Raw genomic sequence first — 15,366 nt, 5'->3', positions numbered from 1 at the left:
TAAATTTATAAATTATCCTACTTATTGATAATCACTTTTGATGTCGTATTAATTCCAAGACCACTTACTTTTACAAGATAAGTTCCATTCACAAGATTACCTGTAGAGATCGCTTTTTTAGAATCCGGCGAAATTTTATTTTCTGTAGAAACTAATTTCCCTGACATATCGTAGATTTCAACATTTACTTTTCCTAAAGTATTCTTCGGGAAATTAATGAAGAACTCATTTTTCGCCGGGTTAGGATAAATTGAAATCGCATTATCTTTAATTGATGACGCTTCGTTTGTAGAAAGCATACAATCAGCAGGAACAGTATAATCTTCTGACTGGTCAGTAATACTTGTTTTAAGTCCTGCAGATGCATTTAGACCTAATCCTCTTTTAGCGAAAGCTCTCCAGATCATACATCTGTCTGCGCCTCCAGTTGTATTTAGTTCAGCAGCTAAAATTGCGTTTCTTCCATCAACAAAAGTTGGATTACATGCTTGTATTTTTAATGCATCAGTAACTAACTGCAAAACTCGCGAACTACCACTTGTCGTACTTGTAGTGACGTCAGAAGAATAACCGTACTTCGCAACATATTCCCAATTAAGATCCCAAAGCATTGTTGCCCAGATAAAACCTATTGAATGTACATCCGGAACTATTGCAGAGCCATTATTGTATTGCAATCCGTTTGTATTTGCATATGTGAAGCCGTTGATTGAGAAATTCGGTGAGTATTTTGCCGGTCTTATTCCACCACCTGTTGTTGCCTGTCCATTTGCGTAAGTTCCCATCCCTCTAGCTATAGAAGCGTTATCATTTGGTTTGTTAGTAAGCATTAATGCAAAAAAATCTGACCATCCTTCTCCCATTTGCTCTTTACTTTGTGAAGATTGTAAACAAGAAACGCCATTACCTGTTAATCTGGTAGAAATACCGTGTCCATATTCGTGAGTAACAATACCGTTGTCAAAACTTCCATCCGGAGTTATCATGGTAGCAGGATCATCTTTTAAAGTTACATTTACTACTGTATTTGTAGCAAGTTGACTTTTAATATATTCACCTTCAGCATTTCCTATTAACACCGACGGAATTGTAATTGTAGTATCTGTTCCACCCATTACAGCAGGGAAATTTGTAGCAGCAGCATTGTTGTAAACAATGGCAGCAACCGCACCTGCATTTTGAGCATTCTTAACTTTTACACTAAAAGTACAACTTGTAGATCCTCCTCTTTCAATTAGCCCGATTTTTCCGGTTAATGATCCTGCAGTTAAGGCTGTACATCCTGTTATGACGTTTGCTAACTGAACATTTGCCGTAACGCCGTTTGCAGTAAGTGCAGGTCCAAACTCTGCAGTTCCAATTACCGGTTCTCTTGAAACCGCTGTAGATGGAGAGTTGTAGAAGAAATTTCTATTGACCGGTGACCATAAATACATCTGCATATATGGCTTGTTACCATCAGATGGAGTTCCAAAATTGGCATTATTAATACCACCACCGTCCATTCCTTCTGCCTCTACATAATCATTTCCCAGACCACCATTTCCGAAATTATTCTGTTGAAAATTTTTGGCAGATTCTGTAAAACCGAATTTATAGAAAACGTCGTGAATTCTGTTATTCAGATAAAATAAATTGGTGATAGATGCGTCCATATTATTATAAGGATCACCCGTTAAGATGAAAGGAAAATTAAAATTTCTTGTTGCACCTCCATCCGGTGAATATCCGGGAGCATCTATATCTGCTGTATCTTCATACGCATATACATTATTCCCTCTTGTAATCGTATAATGATTGGTTCCATCAGAATGCCAACCTTGAGGTGATGAAGCCGGTAACCACGGATTTGTGATAATAGATCTTGAGCCGAAAGTGGGAGCTTCTAAAGGTAATACAAAAACGTTATATGAAGAATTATCCGGAAGCAGATAAGATGACATTTTGCTTATATTATTATTTACCGGTCCAATAAAATTTTCGTTTGAATGATCATGGCCATATGCACCGGGATGAAAATTACATGATAAATTCAGGTTTTCTTTTCTTATAATTTCTCCGGAGTTTGCATCAATCAGAATATTCCAAAGATTTGGAGATTTGGGTTCACGTAAAGAAAATTCGTAGGCAAATTTCAACATACCTTGATCTTCTACATATACTAATCTTTGTTTTGCATATTTTTTATGATCAGGCGTTTTTGCCGAAAAATCTAAAATAACAAAATCGGCAATTTCAACTTTTTTTAATTCGTCCGAAATTTTCTTTAAAGCAAGAGATGAATTAACTACTGCAGTATTGTTTGCAGATTGTGCATAATCTCTTACAAAATTATCTGTGTAATATACTATCTTACTGTCTTTTATAAGGGCTGTTCCACTAGAATTATAAACAGGATATCCTTTGTAAGTTTGCTGAAATTTAACAATATCTCCTTTTAAGGAAGTTGAATTATCAACATTATCAATTACAAAAGCCGTCAGATCAGATTTTTTATAATCACGTAATTGTTTTGTCTTTATGTAATCATTAATAAGTTTCTGATTTTCTTGAGAAAATAAATTTGAAGCAGGCAATGTGGTAAATATTGCGAATAAAATCGGAAGAGCTACTTTTTTCATTTAAATTATTAAAAGTGCAAAATTATGAAATTATTACATTCAAAATTAAATTATTTTAAAAAATCATTAAAAATAACAACATCTACAAATCAATAACACAATTGTCCCATATTTGTGAAATTAAAATTTCAACAAATATCCTTTAAAATACATTTAACATTCTGTTAATATAAAATTTTTTACACATTTTATAAACAAAAAAAGCCACTCTTACGAGTGGCTTCATATTTTAAAAATGATCAGAGTTTATTTACCTCCTTCCATTTTCTTTTTTAATTCAGCTAATACGTCAATATCACCTAAAGTTGATCTTTCTTCGTTGTTAGAAGAAGATGAAGTGTTATTGTTGTTATTAGATCTGTTGTTAGATGCTTCTCTTGCATTCTTTTTCTCTTCGTCTCTGAAGATACCTGTGTGAGAAACTACTACTCTTTTGAATTCTTTGTTGAATTCAATCACTTTGAATTGAGCATCTTCACCTTTTTTGATTTTAGATCCGTCTTCCTTCTCTAATAATCTTGATGGGCAGAAAGCTTCTACTTCAGCATCTTCGAATTGTACAGAAGCACCTTTATCGTGCACTTCTACAGCTTTACCAGCGTGTACAGTTCCTTCAGCATATTTAGTTTCAAATTTATCCCATGGGTTTTCTGTCAATTGCTTGTGACCTAGAGATAATCTTCTAGCCTGGATGTCTAGTTCAAGAACTACAACATTCAATTTATCACCTACTGCACAGAATTCTGATGGATGCTTGATTTTCTTAGTCCAAGAAAGGTCTGAGATATAGATTAATCCGTCGATACCTTCTTCCAATTCTACGAATACACCGAAGTTTGTAAAGTTTCTTACAGTTCCAACGTGCTCAGAACCTACCGGATATTTAGCTTCGATATTTTCCCAAGGATCTTTAGATAACTGTTTCATACCTAAAGAGATTTTTCTGTCTTCTCTGTCTAAAGTAAGTACTTCAGCTTCCACTTCGTCACCTACTTTTACAAAATCTCCTGCGCTTCTCAAGTGAGTAGACCAAGACATTTCAGAAACGTGAATTAATCCTTCTACACCTGGAGCAATCTCTACGAATGCACCATAATCAGCAAGAACCACTACTTTTCCTTTTACTTTATCACCCACTTTCATATCAGCAGAAAGAGCATCCCAAGGATGAGCTTCTAATTGCTTCATACCCAACTGGATTCTTGTTTTCTCGTCATCAAAGTCAAGGATAACCACTTTCACAGTTTGTCCGTCTTCCAAGATCTCAGATGGATGGTTCACTCTAGACCAAGAAAGGTCTGTAATGTGGATCAATCCGTCTACACCACCAAGATCTACGAATACACCGTAAGAAGTAATATTCTTAACAGTACCTTCAAGAACCTGACCTTTTTCAAGCTGTGCGATGATTTCTTTTTTCTGACCTTCGATATCTGCTTCGATCAATGCTTTGTGAGATACTACTACGTTTTTGAACTCAGGGTTGATTTTCACAACTTTGAACTCCATAGTTTTACCTACGAACTGATCGTAATCTTTAATTGGCTTAACGTCGATTTGAGAACCTGGTAAGAATGCTTCGATACCGTGAACGTCAACGATCATACCTCCTTTAGTTCTAGATTTTACAAAACCGTTAACGATTTCTCCAGTTTCGTGAAGTTCGTTTACTCTATCCCAAGCTTTAAGCGTTCTAGCTTTTCTGTGAGATAACTGTAACTGACCAGTCTTGTCTTCTCTTCTGTCAACCATTACCTCAACATCATCACCAACTTTTAGGCCTGGGTTGTAACGGAATTCGTTAAGAGAAATAACACCTTCAGATTTGAAATCGATGTCTACGATAGCTTCTTTGTCAGTCAATCTTACAACTTTACCTACGATTACATCGTTGTCGTTTAAGCTGCTAAGAGATCCGTTATAGATTTCTTCAAGATCGCTTTTTTCTTTTCTCGCATCTGCATCAAGACCTGATTCGAAAGAATCCCAATCAAATTGTTCTGGTGCTACGTTTTGGTTAAGAATAACCTCTGCTGAATTTGTCTCTTTTGACATTTTCTAATAAAATTTGTATTCCAATTCTTACAGACCTCGGCTTTGCTGTGAATCCTGAAAAATATGGAAGTTGTTAATTGTTAATGTTTTACTTCGCCGAAAGTACGTTCACAAAAGTGAGTGCAAAAGTACGAAAAAAATTAATTATGGCAATGCTTTTATATTATTATTACATACTTTAAACCGCTGTTTTAAATCATTAAAATAAAAAACGGATGCTTTTATACATCCGTTGTTAAAAAAACACATATAACGATGAGAATTCATAATTAGTTTAAAGACTCAACTACTGTAGTACTTAATGAAATTTTAGACATAAAATTGCTCATATTGTCACAAATAGGATTTCCTGCATTTGAGCTCTGAGCAACTCCTCCGTAAAATATTTTCTGTGTCGAAGAGTTGCTTGTAGAAGCAATATTTCTTGCCATTACTTTAATAGTATGATTTCCGATTGCAAGATTATTAACAACTCCGTTTAAAACAAATTTATGCCAAGAACACGTTGCATCTTCGCTATTTCTGTGATATTTTCTTACTACTACAAGAATATCATCTACAAATATTCCTATTGCATATTCAAAATACTCATTAGAAGATTTATCTAATTGCGCCATACCTTCAACTGTAAAAGCCAATGAATTTTTTGCACGGGTAAATGTTTTGCTATCAGTGATTCCTAAAGAAGTCCATCCTGTAGTACCACCTCCCAAATTTATCGCTCCCGGATTAAATCCTGTAATGGAAATATTCCCAGCTGAAGAAACTGAACTTGTATTAACGATATCGAAATGTTCCTGCACCTGTTCTTTGGTAAGTAAGGCATTCCATTTTAGATTATCATAATAGGCGACTGTTTGCGGTAAAGTTGCTGTTGAATTGGTATTAAAAACAATATTTCCGTTTTGAGGATTGGGTATTGTAATAATATCTGTATTTGAATTTAAGGCTATTCGTGGATATAATACTCCCTTCGTGTCTGAATCTAATTTCAATATCGCACTATTGTCTACAACCGGAACAGCTTTGTCTGTCATAACTACTTGTGACAAAACTACGGTTGGAATACACAATAAAATAAAAAAGCTGTGTAATTTTTTCATAATTAATAAGGTAATGGCTGGTTAATTAATACAATCGCACTTATTCTTGCTTCATCATTTGAAATATTAGTACAACTCGAAGCTTTTTGACCGTAACTCATCGTTGTACTTGTAGTACTTGATCTATTCATTACCCCCAATTTTACAGTATGATTGCCTACTGTAAGATTATTAACAATTCCTGTGATCGTAAATTCTTGAAATGCACATGTATTATCGATATTCATTGAGGCGGATTTTGAAGATATAAGTTTATCATCAATAAAAATTCCTAAACCATAAGTAACACTTGCAGAAGATGAAGAAGAATTATTGAGTTGCAACATTCCTGTGAAAGTCACTACTGCGTTGTTTGTTACCCTGTCAATTGTAAAATTAAATGGTGTAGGATCTGTAATTTCTACCCAAGGTGAACCAATAGAAATTCCATTCACAAATGAGCCAACAGAAGTTGCATCTGCAGGATAATTATTTGTCGAAACTCCGGTATTATAAATCTTTGAAGCATATTTTGTAATACCAAGCAATAAATTAATATTGGCAGTATTAAAATAAAATGCCCATTTTGTACCGTCCCAATAATACAAACCTGTTCCACCCGAAAAACTTGCATTCGTATTATAAACTAAAAGTGAAACAGTAGGAGTTGTAGCCATAAAACTATAATCCGATATATTATTTTGGTTCAATGAAACTTTAGGAATCATAATTCCTTTACTACTAGATACAAGATCCAAAATTGCAGACGAATTCGGATTAGCTGTTCCTATCCCTACCGAGCCGCTTTGAGCGTCAAAATTAGTTCCCAACAAAATTAGAAGGAACAATAAATATATATTTCTCATTACTTTGTGTTTTTATGACTTTTCGGTTAATTTTATAAACATATTGATCGTTGCCATATCATTATTCACAGAATTTGCATTGGCTGTTCCGCCAAATTTCCATTCTGTTGCGTTAGAATATTGATTAGCTCTCATAGTAACATATGTCTTGATTGTATGATTCCCTACCGTAAGATTTTTAAATAATGTATTGATTGAGAAAAAGTCGTATTGATAAGACCTTCCGTAATTTGCCGAATAATTGCGCACTCCCGCAAGTTTACCATCCACAAAAATTCCTACCGCATATGTATAAACCGCTAAAGAATTCAGATTGGTATTATTTGCCTGTACCATTCCTTCGGTGATAACAAAAACACTATTGTTTGTTTGAGTAATGGTAATATCTTTGGAAAGACCGGGAACTTCTGTCCAAACTGTTCCGGGAGTCGAATTTTCAGTGTAATTCAATGGACCTGAAATGCTATTTAAAGTAAGTACAGAAGAATTGGATGTACTATAAGAAATCGTTAAACCCAAAACAGAATAAATATTTTTGGTATCCACGAGTTCTTTCCATTTTGTACCATCCCAAAAATTAAATCCTTGTTTTCCGGATGCATTATTGTAAGCCAACAATCCAAGACTTGGACTTGTAACCGGAGCCGCTAAATTTAGATTTGAAATATTTAAACTTGGAAGAAGAATGCCTTTATTAGGAGAAGTAATTTTTAGAAGTAAATCATTTTCTACAGTTGTAGTACCTATCCCTATTTGGGCTTTCGTTTCTGAAATAAATAGCAGACAAGATGCTGCTATCAAAAAGAGATTCTTTTTCATCATTTTATTTGTAATTGTGTTTAATAATAATTTTTCAATTATCTTACACAAATATAAGAACAAATATTTGATTAAAAAAAGTTAAATCGTTAAAATATAATCAATTACATTTAAAACATGATAAAAATAACTGCTAATTTGTGAATTAAATTTCTATAAAAGATTGTTTTAATCAGTATTCAAAACACTTTTAACATTACTTATTTGATAATCATAAATATATAAAACGTACTATTTTTTTTTGGAAATTAAATATAAAATATCTTATTCAAAAGTTTTTGAAGAGCCATCGAGTAAAAGATTAAGCTCTATAAGTTCCTCATCTGTCAAATCTCGCCACTTTCCTAGAGGAAGATCAAGTTTGATATTCATAATTCTTATACGTTTCAGTTTTTTCACTTCATAGCCAAGGAATTCACACATTCTTCTGATCTGTCTATTTAAACCCTGAGTCAAAACAATACGGAAAGTCATATCATCTATTCTCTCCACTTCACACTTTTTAGTAACAGTATCAAGAATAGGAACACCATTTCGCATTTTTTCGAGAAATTTAGTATTAAGCGGTTTGTCAACTCTTACCAGATATTCTTTTTCATGGTTATTCTTTCCTCGAAGGATTTTATTAACGATATCACCGTCATTCGTCAACAAAATCAAACCTTCACTCGGTTTATCTAATCGTCCGATAGGAAAAATTCTTTTCGGATGGTTTATGTATTCTATAATATTATCAATCTCACGCTTTGTATCTGTAGTACAAACAATTCCTACAGGTTTATTGAAAGCAATATAAATAGGTTTATCTTCAGATTCACGGACGGGTTTTCCGTCAACTTCCACCACGTCTTCATCAGATACTTTTGTTCCCAATTCGGGTACTTTTCCGTTAATTGTGATTCTTCCCTCTTCTAAAAGTTTGTCTGCGGCTCGTCTTGAGCAGAAACCTACTTCCGAGAGATATTTATTGATACGTGTTTTTTCCATTAGTCTATTCCTTCTACTGTGTAATTTTTATTACTGAAAATCGTGATTCCGTAACTTAATCCTATAAATAATGTGTTTGAGCGTGATGCTTGTAAAGTTTCAAAAACCAAACCTCCTTCCTGGCTTAGTCTTTTTGAATACGCCACTTGAAGTCCTAATTTTAATCCCCAAAATTCAGAATTTGAAATGACTGACTTATTGATCTGCTTTCCATAAGTAACATCAATAAAAAAAGCTTCGTCACCCGGATTAAAAACAAATTTTGGCTGAATCAACCAGTACATCATGTGAAAATTCGGATCTATATAACTATACTTCAAGCCTGTCCCGATTGCAAAGTTAGGAAGAAAATTGTAACCTCCAACTGCAGAAATGCCATAAGTAAAATCATTCGGAAGATATGGCGAAACATAATCTTGATAATACTGAGAATCTTGATTTTGATTTCTCTTACTTTGATTTTTCACGTTGTAACCTATGTTTAAAGTAGGATTAAAATAGAAATCCATTTTCGGTTTCTTCGATTGATCGACCTGTGAAAATGATTGTAGTGAAATCAATAAAAATGATAAAATCAATAAATTTCTCATCATAAATTTTCAAATCTGTATTCGTTTTCTAAAAAATCTGAAGTTGCATCATCTACGTTGTAATCCCCGATTTTTGTTCTTCTTAATTGTGTTAAATATGCACCAACTCCTAATTCCTGACCAATATCGTGAGCTAAACTTCTAATGTAAGTTCCTTTTGAACAACCTACCATAAAGCTTACTATCGGAAAATTGATTTCTACATTTTTAATATAATTGATAGTAGTTTTTCTTGATTTCATCTCAACCTCCTGTCCTGCTCTCGCCATATCATAAGCTCTTTTTCCATCAATTTTAATGGCAGAGAAAATAGGTGGAGTCTGTTCGATTTCACCTAAAAATTTATCTAGAGCTTCTTTTACGTTTCCTTCAGTGATATGTGAAATATCCTGTTGAAGAATTTCAGGTTTTTCTGTGTCATAAGATTCTGTCTGTACTCCAATTTTTATCTCTGTCCAATATTCCTTTGGAGCGTCCTGTATTTCAGGAATTTTTTTCGTGAATTTTCCTGTGCAGACAATCAAAAGACCAGTTGCTCTAGGATCTAAAGTTCCTGCATGACCTATTTTAAATTTCTTCGGAAGACCAAACTCGCTTTTGAGTTTGTATTTCATTTTATTGACCGCCTGAAAGGAAGTCCAGTCCAGAGGTTTGTCTAAAAGAAAAACATGCCCTTCGAGAAGTTGTTCTGCTGTCATAAAGTTGATAAGTAATTGGTAATGAGTAATATTTTGTTTACGTTGAATCTCTCGCAGCCCGACTTGAACGGAGCTCTTTTTGCAGGAACGAAGTGTAGGAAAAAAAGCGGGAGTGGAAGGCGGAAAAGCTGCCCTAAAAGTTATTTAAACCAATAAAAATAAACCAACAAAGCAATTCCGACAATAATTCTGTACCATCCCCAAGGTTTGAAACCATATTTATTCAGAACACCAATGAATGCTTTGATTGCGATAAGTGCTATGATAAATGCAACAATATTCCCCACAATAAATATCATGATGTGATCTTGAGATTCAAGAATCATCTCGTATCCTTTCATCGGATTTGCAGTTTCTTTACCCCAGGTTTTCACAAAAACTGAATAAACAGTCACCGCCAACATGGTAGGAACAGCTAAGAAAAATGAAAATTCTGCTGCTGCTTTTCTTGTTAAACCCTGTGTCATTCCACCAATTATAGAAGCTGCACTTCTACTCGTTCCGGGCATCATCGCAAGACATTGCCAAAACCCTATAATGACCGCTTTTTTTATAGACAATTCTTTTTCGTCATGAATAACAGGATTTTTAAACCACTTATCTGCAAATAGAAGAACAACACCGCCCAAAACCAAAACAGATGAAATAGCAATTTGATTTCCTAAAACGGCCTCAATTTTATCGTCAAAAATATATCCTAAAACCAAAGCCGGAATTACTGCAAAACCCAATTTGAAATAAAACTGAAGATTTTTCAGGTCAAAAAACTTTTTCCAGTAAGCAACTACAACTGAAAGAATTGCCCCAAACTGTATGGAAACCTGAAACATTTTTAGAAATTCTGTTTCTTCCAAGCCCATCAAGTTCGCTGTGAAACCCATATGAGCTGTTGATGAAATCGGTAGATATTCTGTAAGACCTTCTATGATTGCAATGATGATTGCTTTGATTAAATCCATAATTAGCAGCTGGCTTTTGGCAAATTGCTTGAGCCTATTTTTTAATTTAAACAAAAAGTCAATTGTTAAACAACCGACTTTTCTTTATCTGAACCATCTTGTCTGGTTCATATACTTTTTACTTAGTTCTTTTTATTTCTTCCTTTTCAGAATTGCGTAAATTTCAATCACAAAACCGATCACAATCAACAAGGGTGCGATTCTGATTCTTCTGATTGAAAATATACCATCGTTCCAGGAATTTGGATCTAATTTACCGTCAATTGTATTCGCATCCGGTCCCATCATTAAAAGGAAACCTACAACGATGCAAGCTAAACCGATAAGCATCCATTTGTAGTTTTCTTTTCCGAAATAGAAAGCTGATCTTTCTGAAACTTCTGTTTCCGTCCCAAAATCTGACGCGGAAAATTTATGTGTTTTTTTGCCCATTTTTTTAAGAATAATATAAGTCGTCAACATTTGATCTCAGGAATCTCCATGTTGCAACGATTGTACTTAATATTGTGATGAAAATACCTACTCCGAAAATTAAAAGAACTAACCAGAAATATTGATTGGTATCTTGTACAAATGGAGTTTTTATAGTGGTTGTAAAGTAATACCAAAGTCCAGACAATGCCAATAAAGCTAGAACTGCACCCAACAAACCAAGAATTAAAGCTTCTTTGATAAAAGGTGTCAAGATAAATCGTCTTTTTGCACCAACAAGCTGCATGGTTTTGATGATAAATCTTTTTGAGAAAACTTTTAATCTTATCGAATTGTTAATTAAAACAATCGCCAAAACTAAAAACAAAACGCAAAATGCCAAAATCCATTTTAGAATTTTATTTAATTTATCGTAAATTTTCTGAGAATCAGAATCGTTTTTCACATCTACGATTCCGGGAACTGATTTGATCTGAGACAAAACTGCACCGATTTTGGTTGAGTCTGTATATTCAGGTTTTAAGGCAATTTCTACAGAAGCCGGAAAGATATCGTCTTCAAAAAGTGCTTCACTGTTGACACCCAAACTTTTTTTAGCTTCAGCCGAAGCCTGTTTTTTAGAGATATAAGTTGTACGTTTTACAGATTCCAGTTTTTGAATTTGCTGAACTGCATCCGCTTCCTGCTTTACAATTCTGGCAGAATCTTTTACGTCATAATTTTCGTCAAAGTACGCGTTTACAACAAGTTGCTCTTTCAGATAATCAGAATATTTCTGTGCATTGATCAAAATCAAGCCCATTAATCCCAATAAAAATAACACAAGGGCAATACTTATTACAACAGTAATATTGCTAGACCGAAGCCTTTTCTTATTAAACTCTTCTACAGATTTCGCCATTAATATTAAAATTTTTGGCTAAAATAGAAAAATTCTACCGAAATTTGGAACGAATAAGAGAAAATCATTGTTAACGAAATCATAAATAAACTTTGAGTGTAAGAGCAAAAAAACATCTGGGTCAACACTTTTTGACGGATGAAAACATCGCAAAAAATATTGTAGAAGTCTTAAGCTACGAAAACTACAACAACGTCATGGAAGTAGGACCAGGAATGGGCGTGCTTACCAAATATCTTTTGGATAAAGACCAGACTATTTATCTGGCTGAAATTGACACAGAATCTATTGATTATCTTAAAAAAAACTATGCTAAAGCTACAGAAGAAACCTTCGTAGGAGATTTTTTGAAGCAGGATTTTAATTTTATTAATGGCGAACAGATCGCAATCATCGGAAATTTCCCTTACAATATTTCGTCTCAGATTTTATTTAAAATTATTGATTATTATCAAATTGTTCCTGAAATGGTTGGAATGTTCCAAAAGGAAGTTGCAGAAAGAACTGCTGCTGTTCCGAGAACCAAAGACTATGGAATTCTCTCCGTTTTGGTACAGGCATATTATGATGTGACATATTTGTTTACGGTTCATGAAAATGTATTCAATCCGCCACCGAAAGTAAAATCCGGTGTAATAAGACTGACCAGGAACCCTAAAGAAGGTCTTGTAGGAAATGAAGTTCTTTTTAAGCAAATTGTAAAAGCAGGTTTTGGACAGAGAAGAAAAAAATTATCCAACTCATGGAAGGTTATGAACATTCCAGAAGCCTTAAAAACTCACGAATTTATGGATAAAAGAGCTGAAGAATTAAGTGTAGAGGATTTTATTCACTTCACCAAACTCTGGAAAGAAAATATATAATTTTTTTTGAATTATTAATAAACAAAATAGCCTTTCAAATTTGAAAGGCTATTTTTATTGATATCTGTTTTAAGATTATTCTCTGTTTTTCAACATGATCCATCCGGATCTGTTCATTTGTACTTTAGACTTCTTGTATTCGAAGTTAAATTTGTACCAATAAGTTGCTGTCGGTAATCTTTTTCCTGCAATGGTTCCGTCCCAGATTGGTCTCTCTTTTGAGAATCTGAAAATTTCAACACCATATCTGTCATAGATTGATCCTGTGAAATTATTAAAGTCTTTTAAGTTGGTAAGATCCAATACATCGTTTACACCATCCTGATTCGGAGTAATGACATTGTTGATTGCTAATGTAAAGAACTCAACTGTCCCCACACAAGTGGTACCTTTTATTCTAACGAGAATATTATAAGTCGTATTGTCTGTAAGATTTGTAAAGATATTAGAATCTTGCCAATGAACTCCTCCGTCAATAGAGTATTCTAAAGTCCCGTAAATATTATTGATGGAAGGATTGGTAGCGATTGCCGTTAAAGTATTATTTTCATAGCTAATATTTGTAAAGAACGGCGATGATGCACCAAGTACTTTCACAGTAAATAATTCTTGGCAAATACCATTATTGATTGTTACTGTATAAATTCCTAATTGTGTTGCTGTGATTGTTTGCGTTGTTGCTCCTGTACTCCATACATATGTATAATTTGTTCCTGCTCCTGCATCTAAAACGATACTATCGCCAATACACATTTCAACATCCATCAAAGGAGAAGTGATTGCCGGAACGACTTCTACTGTAATTTTTGCAGGTAAAAGAGATTTACATCCTTTTGCTCCAATTGCATATACAGTAAATGTTGTAGTCTGATAAACAGGAATAGTTTGAGTATTACCATTTCCGGTAAAATTATCCCAAAGATAAGTTACACCACCTGTAGCAGTAAGTGTCACAGATTCTCCCGGACAAACTCTGATTCTGGTAGAAGTTACTTCTGCAATGGGAGTAACTTCTCTAATCAATGTTAACTTAATAGTTTTACTACAGAAACCTCCATCAGAAACTACTACATACAGAATCTGACCATCGGTTCCGTTATAATTTGCCGGAGTTTGAATAAAATTACCATTTTGAGCGGCCGCATCTGCCTGAGTTGTATAAAATCTGAAAACGGCATTCGGTGTAGGACTAATTAATGGTTTGGCATTATTCAAATCGAATGTTGTAATATCAGGAGTACTACATAAACGGAATGACGCATCCTGAGCTAAAGGCGTTGTTCCTCCATTTATCTTAATTGTTGCAGTTCCCGGACAAGGATTTCCCGGAACGGTAACTTCAATCGTATAATTTCCAGGTTGTACTGCAGTAATAACATTGGTTGTAGCTCCCGGAATAGCAGTTCCGTTAAAATACCACTGATATAATAAATTAGGATCACTTACTGATGCTGTAATGACTTGCGGTACATTATCACAAACATTTATTTCCTCAGGTAACTGAGCTCCCGAAGGATCTAATAATTCTACACCGATATTGAAAGAACCACCTTCTAAAAATACTGCAGAATCATAGCTTCTGTCAATTGCATCAGCCAAAACCATTTTAAAGTGGTAAGATTGTCCCGGTACAACTGTAGCTGTTGCAGTCAAAGGAACTGTTCTACCATTAAAATTGGTTTCTATATTTGTAGTATTATATCCTCCAAAAAATGTGGCATTCACAGCTGCGCAACCCATATTTCCTCCTGCAAAATTATTAGCCGGATGAATATTTGTTACACTTACCGGACCAGAACCCGGAGCCGGCAATACAGCCATATTTACATAAGGTCCACCTGCTGTAGGTCTCAACAACAAAGCAAATGCATCAGAAAAGCTACATGGGAAAGAACCTGTATATTCTTCAGAAGCAAATAAATAATTAAATTTCACTTGTGATGATGTCGGCACGAAATCAAATTCTAAAATGACCGCATCTGATAAAGTAGCGGATGGGCTTGTAGCCGTAACTAAATCCGGATCGCTACCAGTCCCTACATTGAAGCCAACGCTGATATTTGTATTAACATCAATATAAGAATTTCCAGCGTCACTGGCTCTTCCAGTCATTAATATAATACCATCTGTAAATGGGAAGTTTGTTGTTCCTTTATGGAAATATCCCCATGATCTGTTGGCGTTAGTTGCTGGTAAATTTGGACTCACCTGAACGTTAGTTACAGTAGGTGTAACACAAGAATTTGTTCCTGATGATATTAATATATCTTTCACTAACTGGGTAGGAGTATAAGCTGTCGGAGCATAACCAGCGGCATTAACATCAATAAACTGACCTGCTTTTTTGTCTAAATTTGGATTTGGTTTACCAACAACTCTTGGATAAATAGTTTGTGAAAAAAGAAAATTTGAATTGAGTAAAAATAACGAAAACAATAGTAGATATCTCTTCATAATAATTTTGTTTCAACAAATTTAGCATTTTTTTAAATA

The 15,366-nt window shown here is 34.2% G+C and carries 13 protein-coding genes; 1 reads left to right on the top strand and 12 read right to left on the bottom strand.

Annotated features, from left to right (window positions below):
• Positions 1 to 17: 17 nt before the first annotated feature.
• The 11 genes from NZ698_RS02005 to NZ698_RS01955 all read right to left on the bottom strand — a co-directional run bounded on the left by NZ698_RS02005 (position 18) and on the right by NZ698_RS01955 (position 12,010).
• Positions 18 to 2,621, bottom strand: a complete 2,604-nt coding sequence (locus NZ698_RS02005) for a T9SS-dependent M36 family metallopeptidase (protein WP_263001351.1) — start codon at positions 2,619 to 2,621, stop codon at positions 18 to 20.
• Between the two features lie 246 nt (positions 2,622 to 2,867).
• Positions 2,868 to 4,676, bottom strand: coding sequence for a 30S ribosomal protein S1 (gene rpsA, locus NZ698_RS02000; protein WP_263001349.1), 1,809 nt, complete (start codon positions 4,674 to 4,676; stop codon positions 2,868 to 2,870).
• A 269-nt stretch (positions 4,677 to 4,945) separates the two neighbouring features.
• Positions 4,946 to 5,779 carry a phage tail-like protein gene (locus tag NZ698_RS01995; RefSeq protein ID WP_263001348.1) on the bottom strand — a complete coding sequence of 278 codons (834 nt, stop codon included), beginning with the start codon at positions 5,777 to 5,779 and terminating at the stop codon, positions 4,946 to 4,948.
• 2 nt (positions 5,780 to 5,781) lie between these two features.
• Positions 5,782 to 6,624: a phage tail-like protein gene (locus tag NZ698_RS01990; RefSeq protein ID WP_263001346.1), complete on the bottom strand. Its 843-nt coding sequence runs from the start codon at positions 6,622 to 6,624 to the stop codon at positions 5,782 to 5,784.
• A 12-nt stretch (positions 6,625 to 6,636) separates the two neighbouring features.
• Complete coding sequence (locus NZ698_RS01985) at positions 6,637 to 7,443, bottom strand: phage tail-like protein (RefSeq protein WP_263001344.1); 807 nt, start codon at positions 7,441 to 7,443, stop codon at positions 6,637 to 6,639.
• A 264-nt stretch (positions 7,444 to 7,707) separates the two neighbouring features.
• Positions 7,708 to 8,430, bottom strand: coding sequence for a 23S rRNA pseudouridine(2604) synthase RluF (gene rluF / locus NZ698_RS01980; protein WP_263001342.1), 723 nt, complete (start codon positions 8,428 to 8,430; stop codon positions 7,708 to 7,710).
• Positions 8,430 to 9,023 (bottom strand): hypothetical protein, encoded by a 594-nt coding sequence (locus NZ698_RS01975; RefSeq protein ID WP_263001340.1) that lies wholly within the window; start codon positions 9,021 to 9,023, stop codon positions 8,430 to 8,432. The genes rluF and NZ698_RS01975 overlap by 1 nt, the downstream gene beginning before the upstream one ends.
• Entirely contained in the window at positions 9,020 to 9,718 is a 699-nt protein-coding gene (truB, locus tag NZ698_RS01970) for a tRNA pseudouridine(55) synthase TruB (protein WP_263001338.1), read from the bottom strand. Before truB ends, NZ698_RS01975 begins: the two co-directional genes overlap by 4 nt.
• Before the next feature lie 140 nt (positions 9,719 to 9,858).
• Positions 9,859 to 10,677, bottom strand: coding sequence for an undecaprenyl-diphosphate phosphatase (locus NZ698_RS01965; protein WP_263001336.1), 819 nt, complete (start codon positions 10,675 to 10,677; stop codon positions 9,859 to 9,861).
• Between the two features lie 132 nt (positions 10,678 to 10,809).
• Positions 10,810 to 11,109, bottom strand: coding sequence for a DUF3098 domain-containing protein (locus NZ698_RS01960; RefSeq protein ID WP_263001334.1), 300 nt, complete (start codon positions 11,107 to 11,109; stop codon positions 10,810 to 10,812).
• Positions 11,110 to 11,113: 4 nt separating this feature from the next.
• On the bottom strand, positions 11,114 to 12,010 hold the full coding sequence (locus NZ698_RS01955) for a cell division protein FtsX (RefSeq protein WP_263001332.1): 897 nt from the start codon (positions 12,008 to 12,010) through the stop codon (positions 11,114 to 11,116).
• A 92-nt stretch (positions 12,011 to 12,102) separates the two neighbouring features.
• Here NZ698_RS01955 and rsmA point away from each other — a divergent pair, with 92 nt between their 5' ends.
• On the top strand, positions 12,103 to 12,873 hold the full coding sequence (rsmA, locus tag NZ698_RS01950) for a 16S rRNA (adenine(1518)-N(6)/adenine(1519)-N(6))-dimethyltransferase RsmA (RefSeq protein WP_263001330.1): 771 nt from the start codon (positions 12,103 to 12,105) through the stop codon (positions 12,871 to 12,873).
• A gap of 75 nt (positions 12,874 to 12,948) precedes the next feature.
• Here the strand turns inward: rsmA and NZ698_RS01945 are convergent, their stop codons facing one another.
• Positions 12,949 to 15,327 carry a choice-of-anchor L domain-containing protein gene (locus NZ698_RS01945; RefSeq protein ID WP_263001328.1) on the bottom strand — a complete coding sequence of 793 codons (2,379 nt, stop codon included), beginning with the start codon at positions 15,325 to 15,327 and terminating at the stop codon, positions 12,949 to 12,951.
• Between the last annotated feature and the right edge of the window lie 39 nt (positions 15,328 to 15,366).

Origin of the sequence: Chryseobacterium edaphi (assembly GCF_025628985.1) — a bacterium.
GTDB lineage: Bacteria > Bacteroidota > Bacteroidia > Flavobacteriales > Weeksellaceae > Chryseobacterium > Chryseobacterium edaphi.
This window is presented reverse-complemented; position numbering and strand designations above follow the sequence as displayed.

Coding starts and splice junctions, on each gene's coding strand:
- NZ698_RS02005 (WP_263001351.1), bottom strand. CDS start 2,621: ATGAAAAAAGTAGCTCTTCCGATTTTATTCGCAATATTTACCACATTG.
- rpsA (WP_263001349.1), bottom strand. CDS start 4,676: ATGTCAAAAGAGACAAATTCAGCAGAGGTTATTCTTAACCAAAACGTA.
- NZ698_RS01995 (WP_263001348.1), bottom strand. CDS start 5,779: ATGAAAAAATTACACAGCTTTTTTATTTTATTGTGTATTCCAACCGTA.
- NZ698_RS01990 (WP_263001346.1), bottom strand. CDS start 6,624: ATGAGAAATATATATTTATTGTTCCTTCTAATTTTGTTGGGAACTAAT.
- NZ698_RS01985 (WP_263001344.1), bottom strand. CDS start 7,443: ATGAAAAAGAATCTCTTTTTGATAGCAGCATCTTGTCTGCTATTTATT.
- rluF (WP_263001342.1), bottom strand. CDS start 8,430: ATGGAAAAAACACGTATCAATAAATATCTCTCGGAAGTAGGTTTCTGC.
- NZ698_RS01975 (WP_263001340.1), bottom strand. CDS start 9,023: ATGATGAGAAATTTATTGATTTTATCATTTTTATTGATTTCACTACAA.
- truB (WP_263001338.1), bottom strand. CDS start 9,718: ATGACAGCAGAACAACTTCTCGAAGGGCATGTTTTTCTTTTAGACAAA.
- NZ698_RS01965 (WP_263001336.1), bottom strand. CDS start 10,677: ATGGATTTAATCAAAGCAATCATCATTGCAATCATAGAAGGTCTTACA.
- NZ698_RS01960 (WP_263001334.1), bottom strand. CDS start 11,109: ATGGGCAAAAAAACACATAAATTTTCCGCGTCAGATTTTGGGACGGAA.
- NZ698_RS01955 (WP_263001332.1), bottom strand. CDS start 12,010: ATGGCGAAATCTGTAGAAGAGTTTAATAAGAAAAGGCTTCGGTCTAGC.
- NZ698_RS01945 (WP_263001328.1), bottom strand. CDS start 15,327: ATGAAGAGATATCTACTATTGTTTTCGTTATTTTTACTCAATTCAAAT.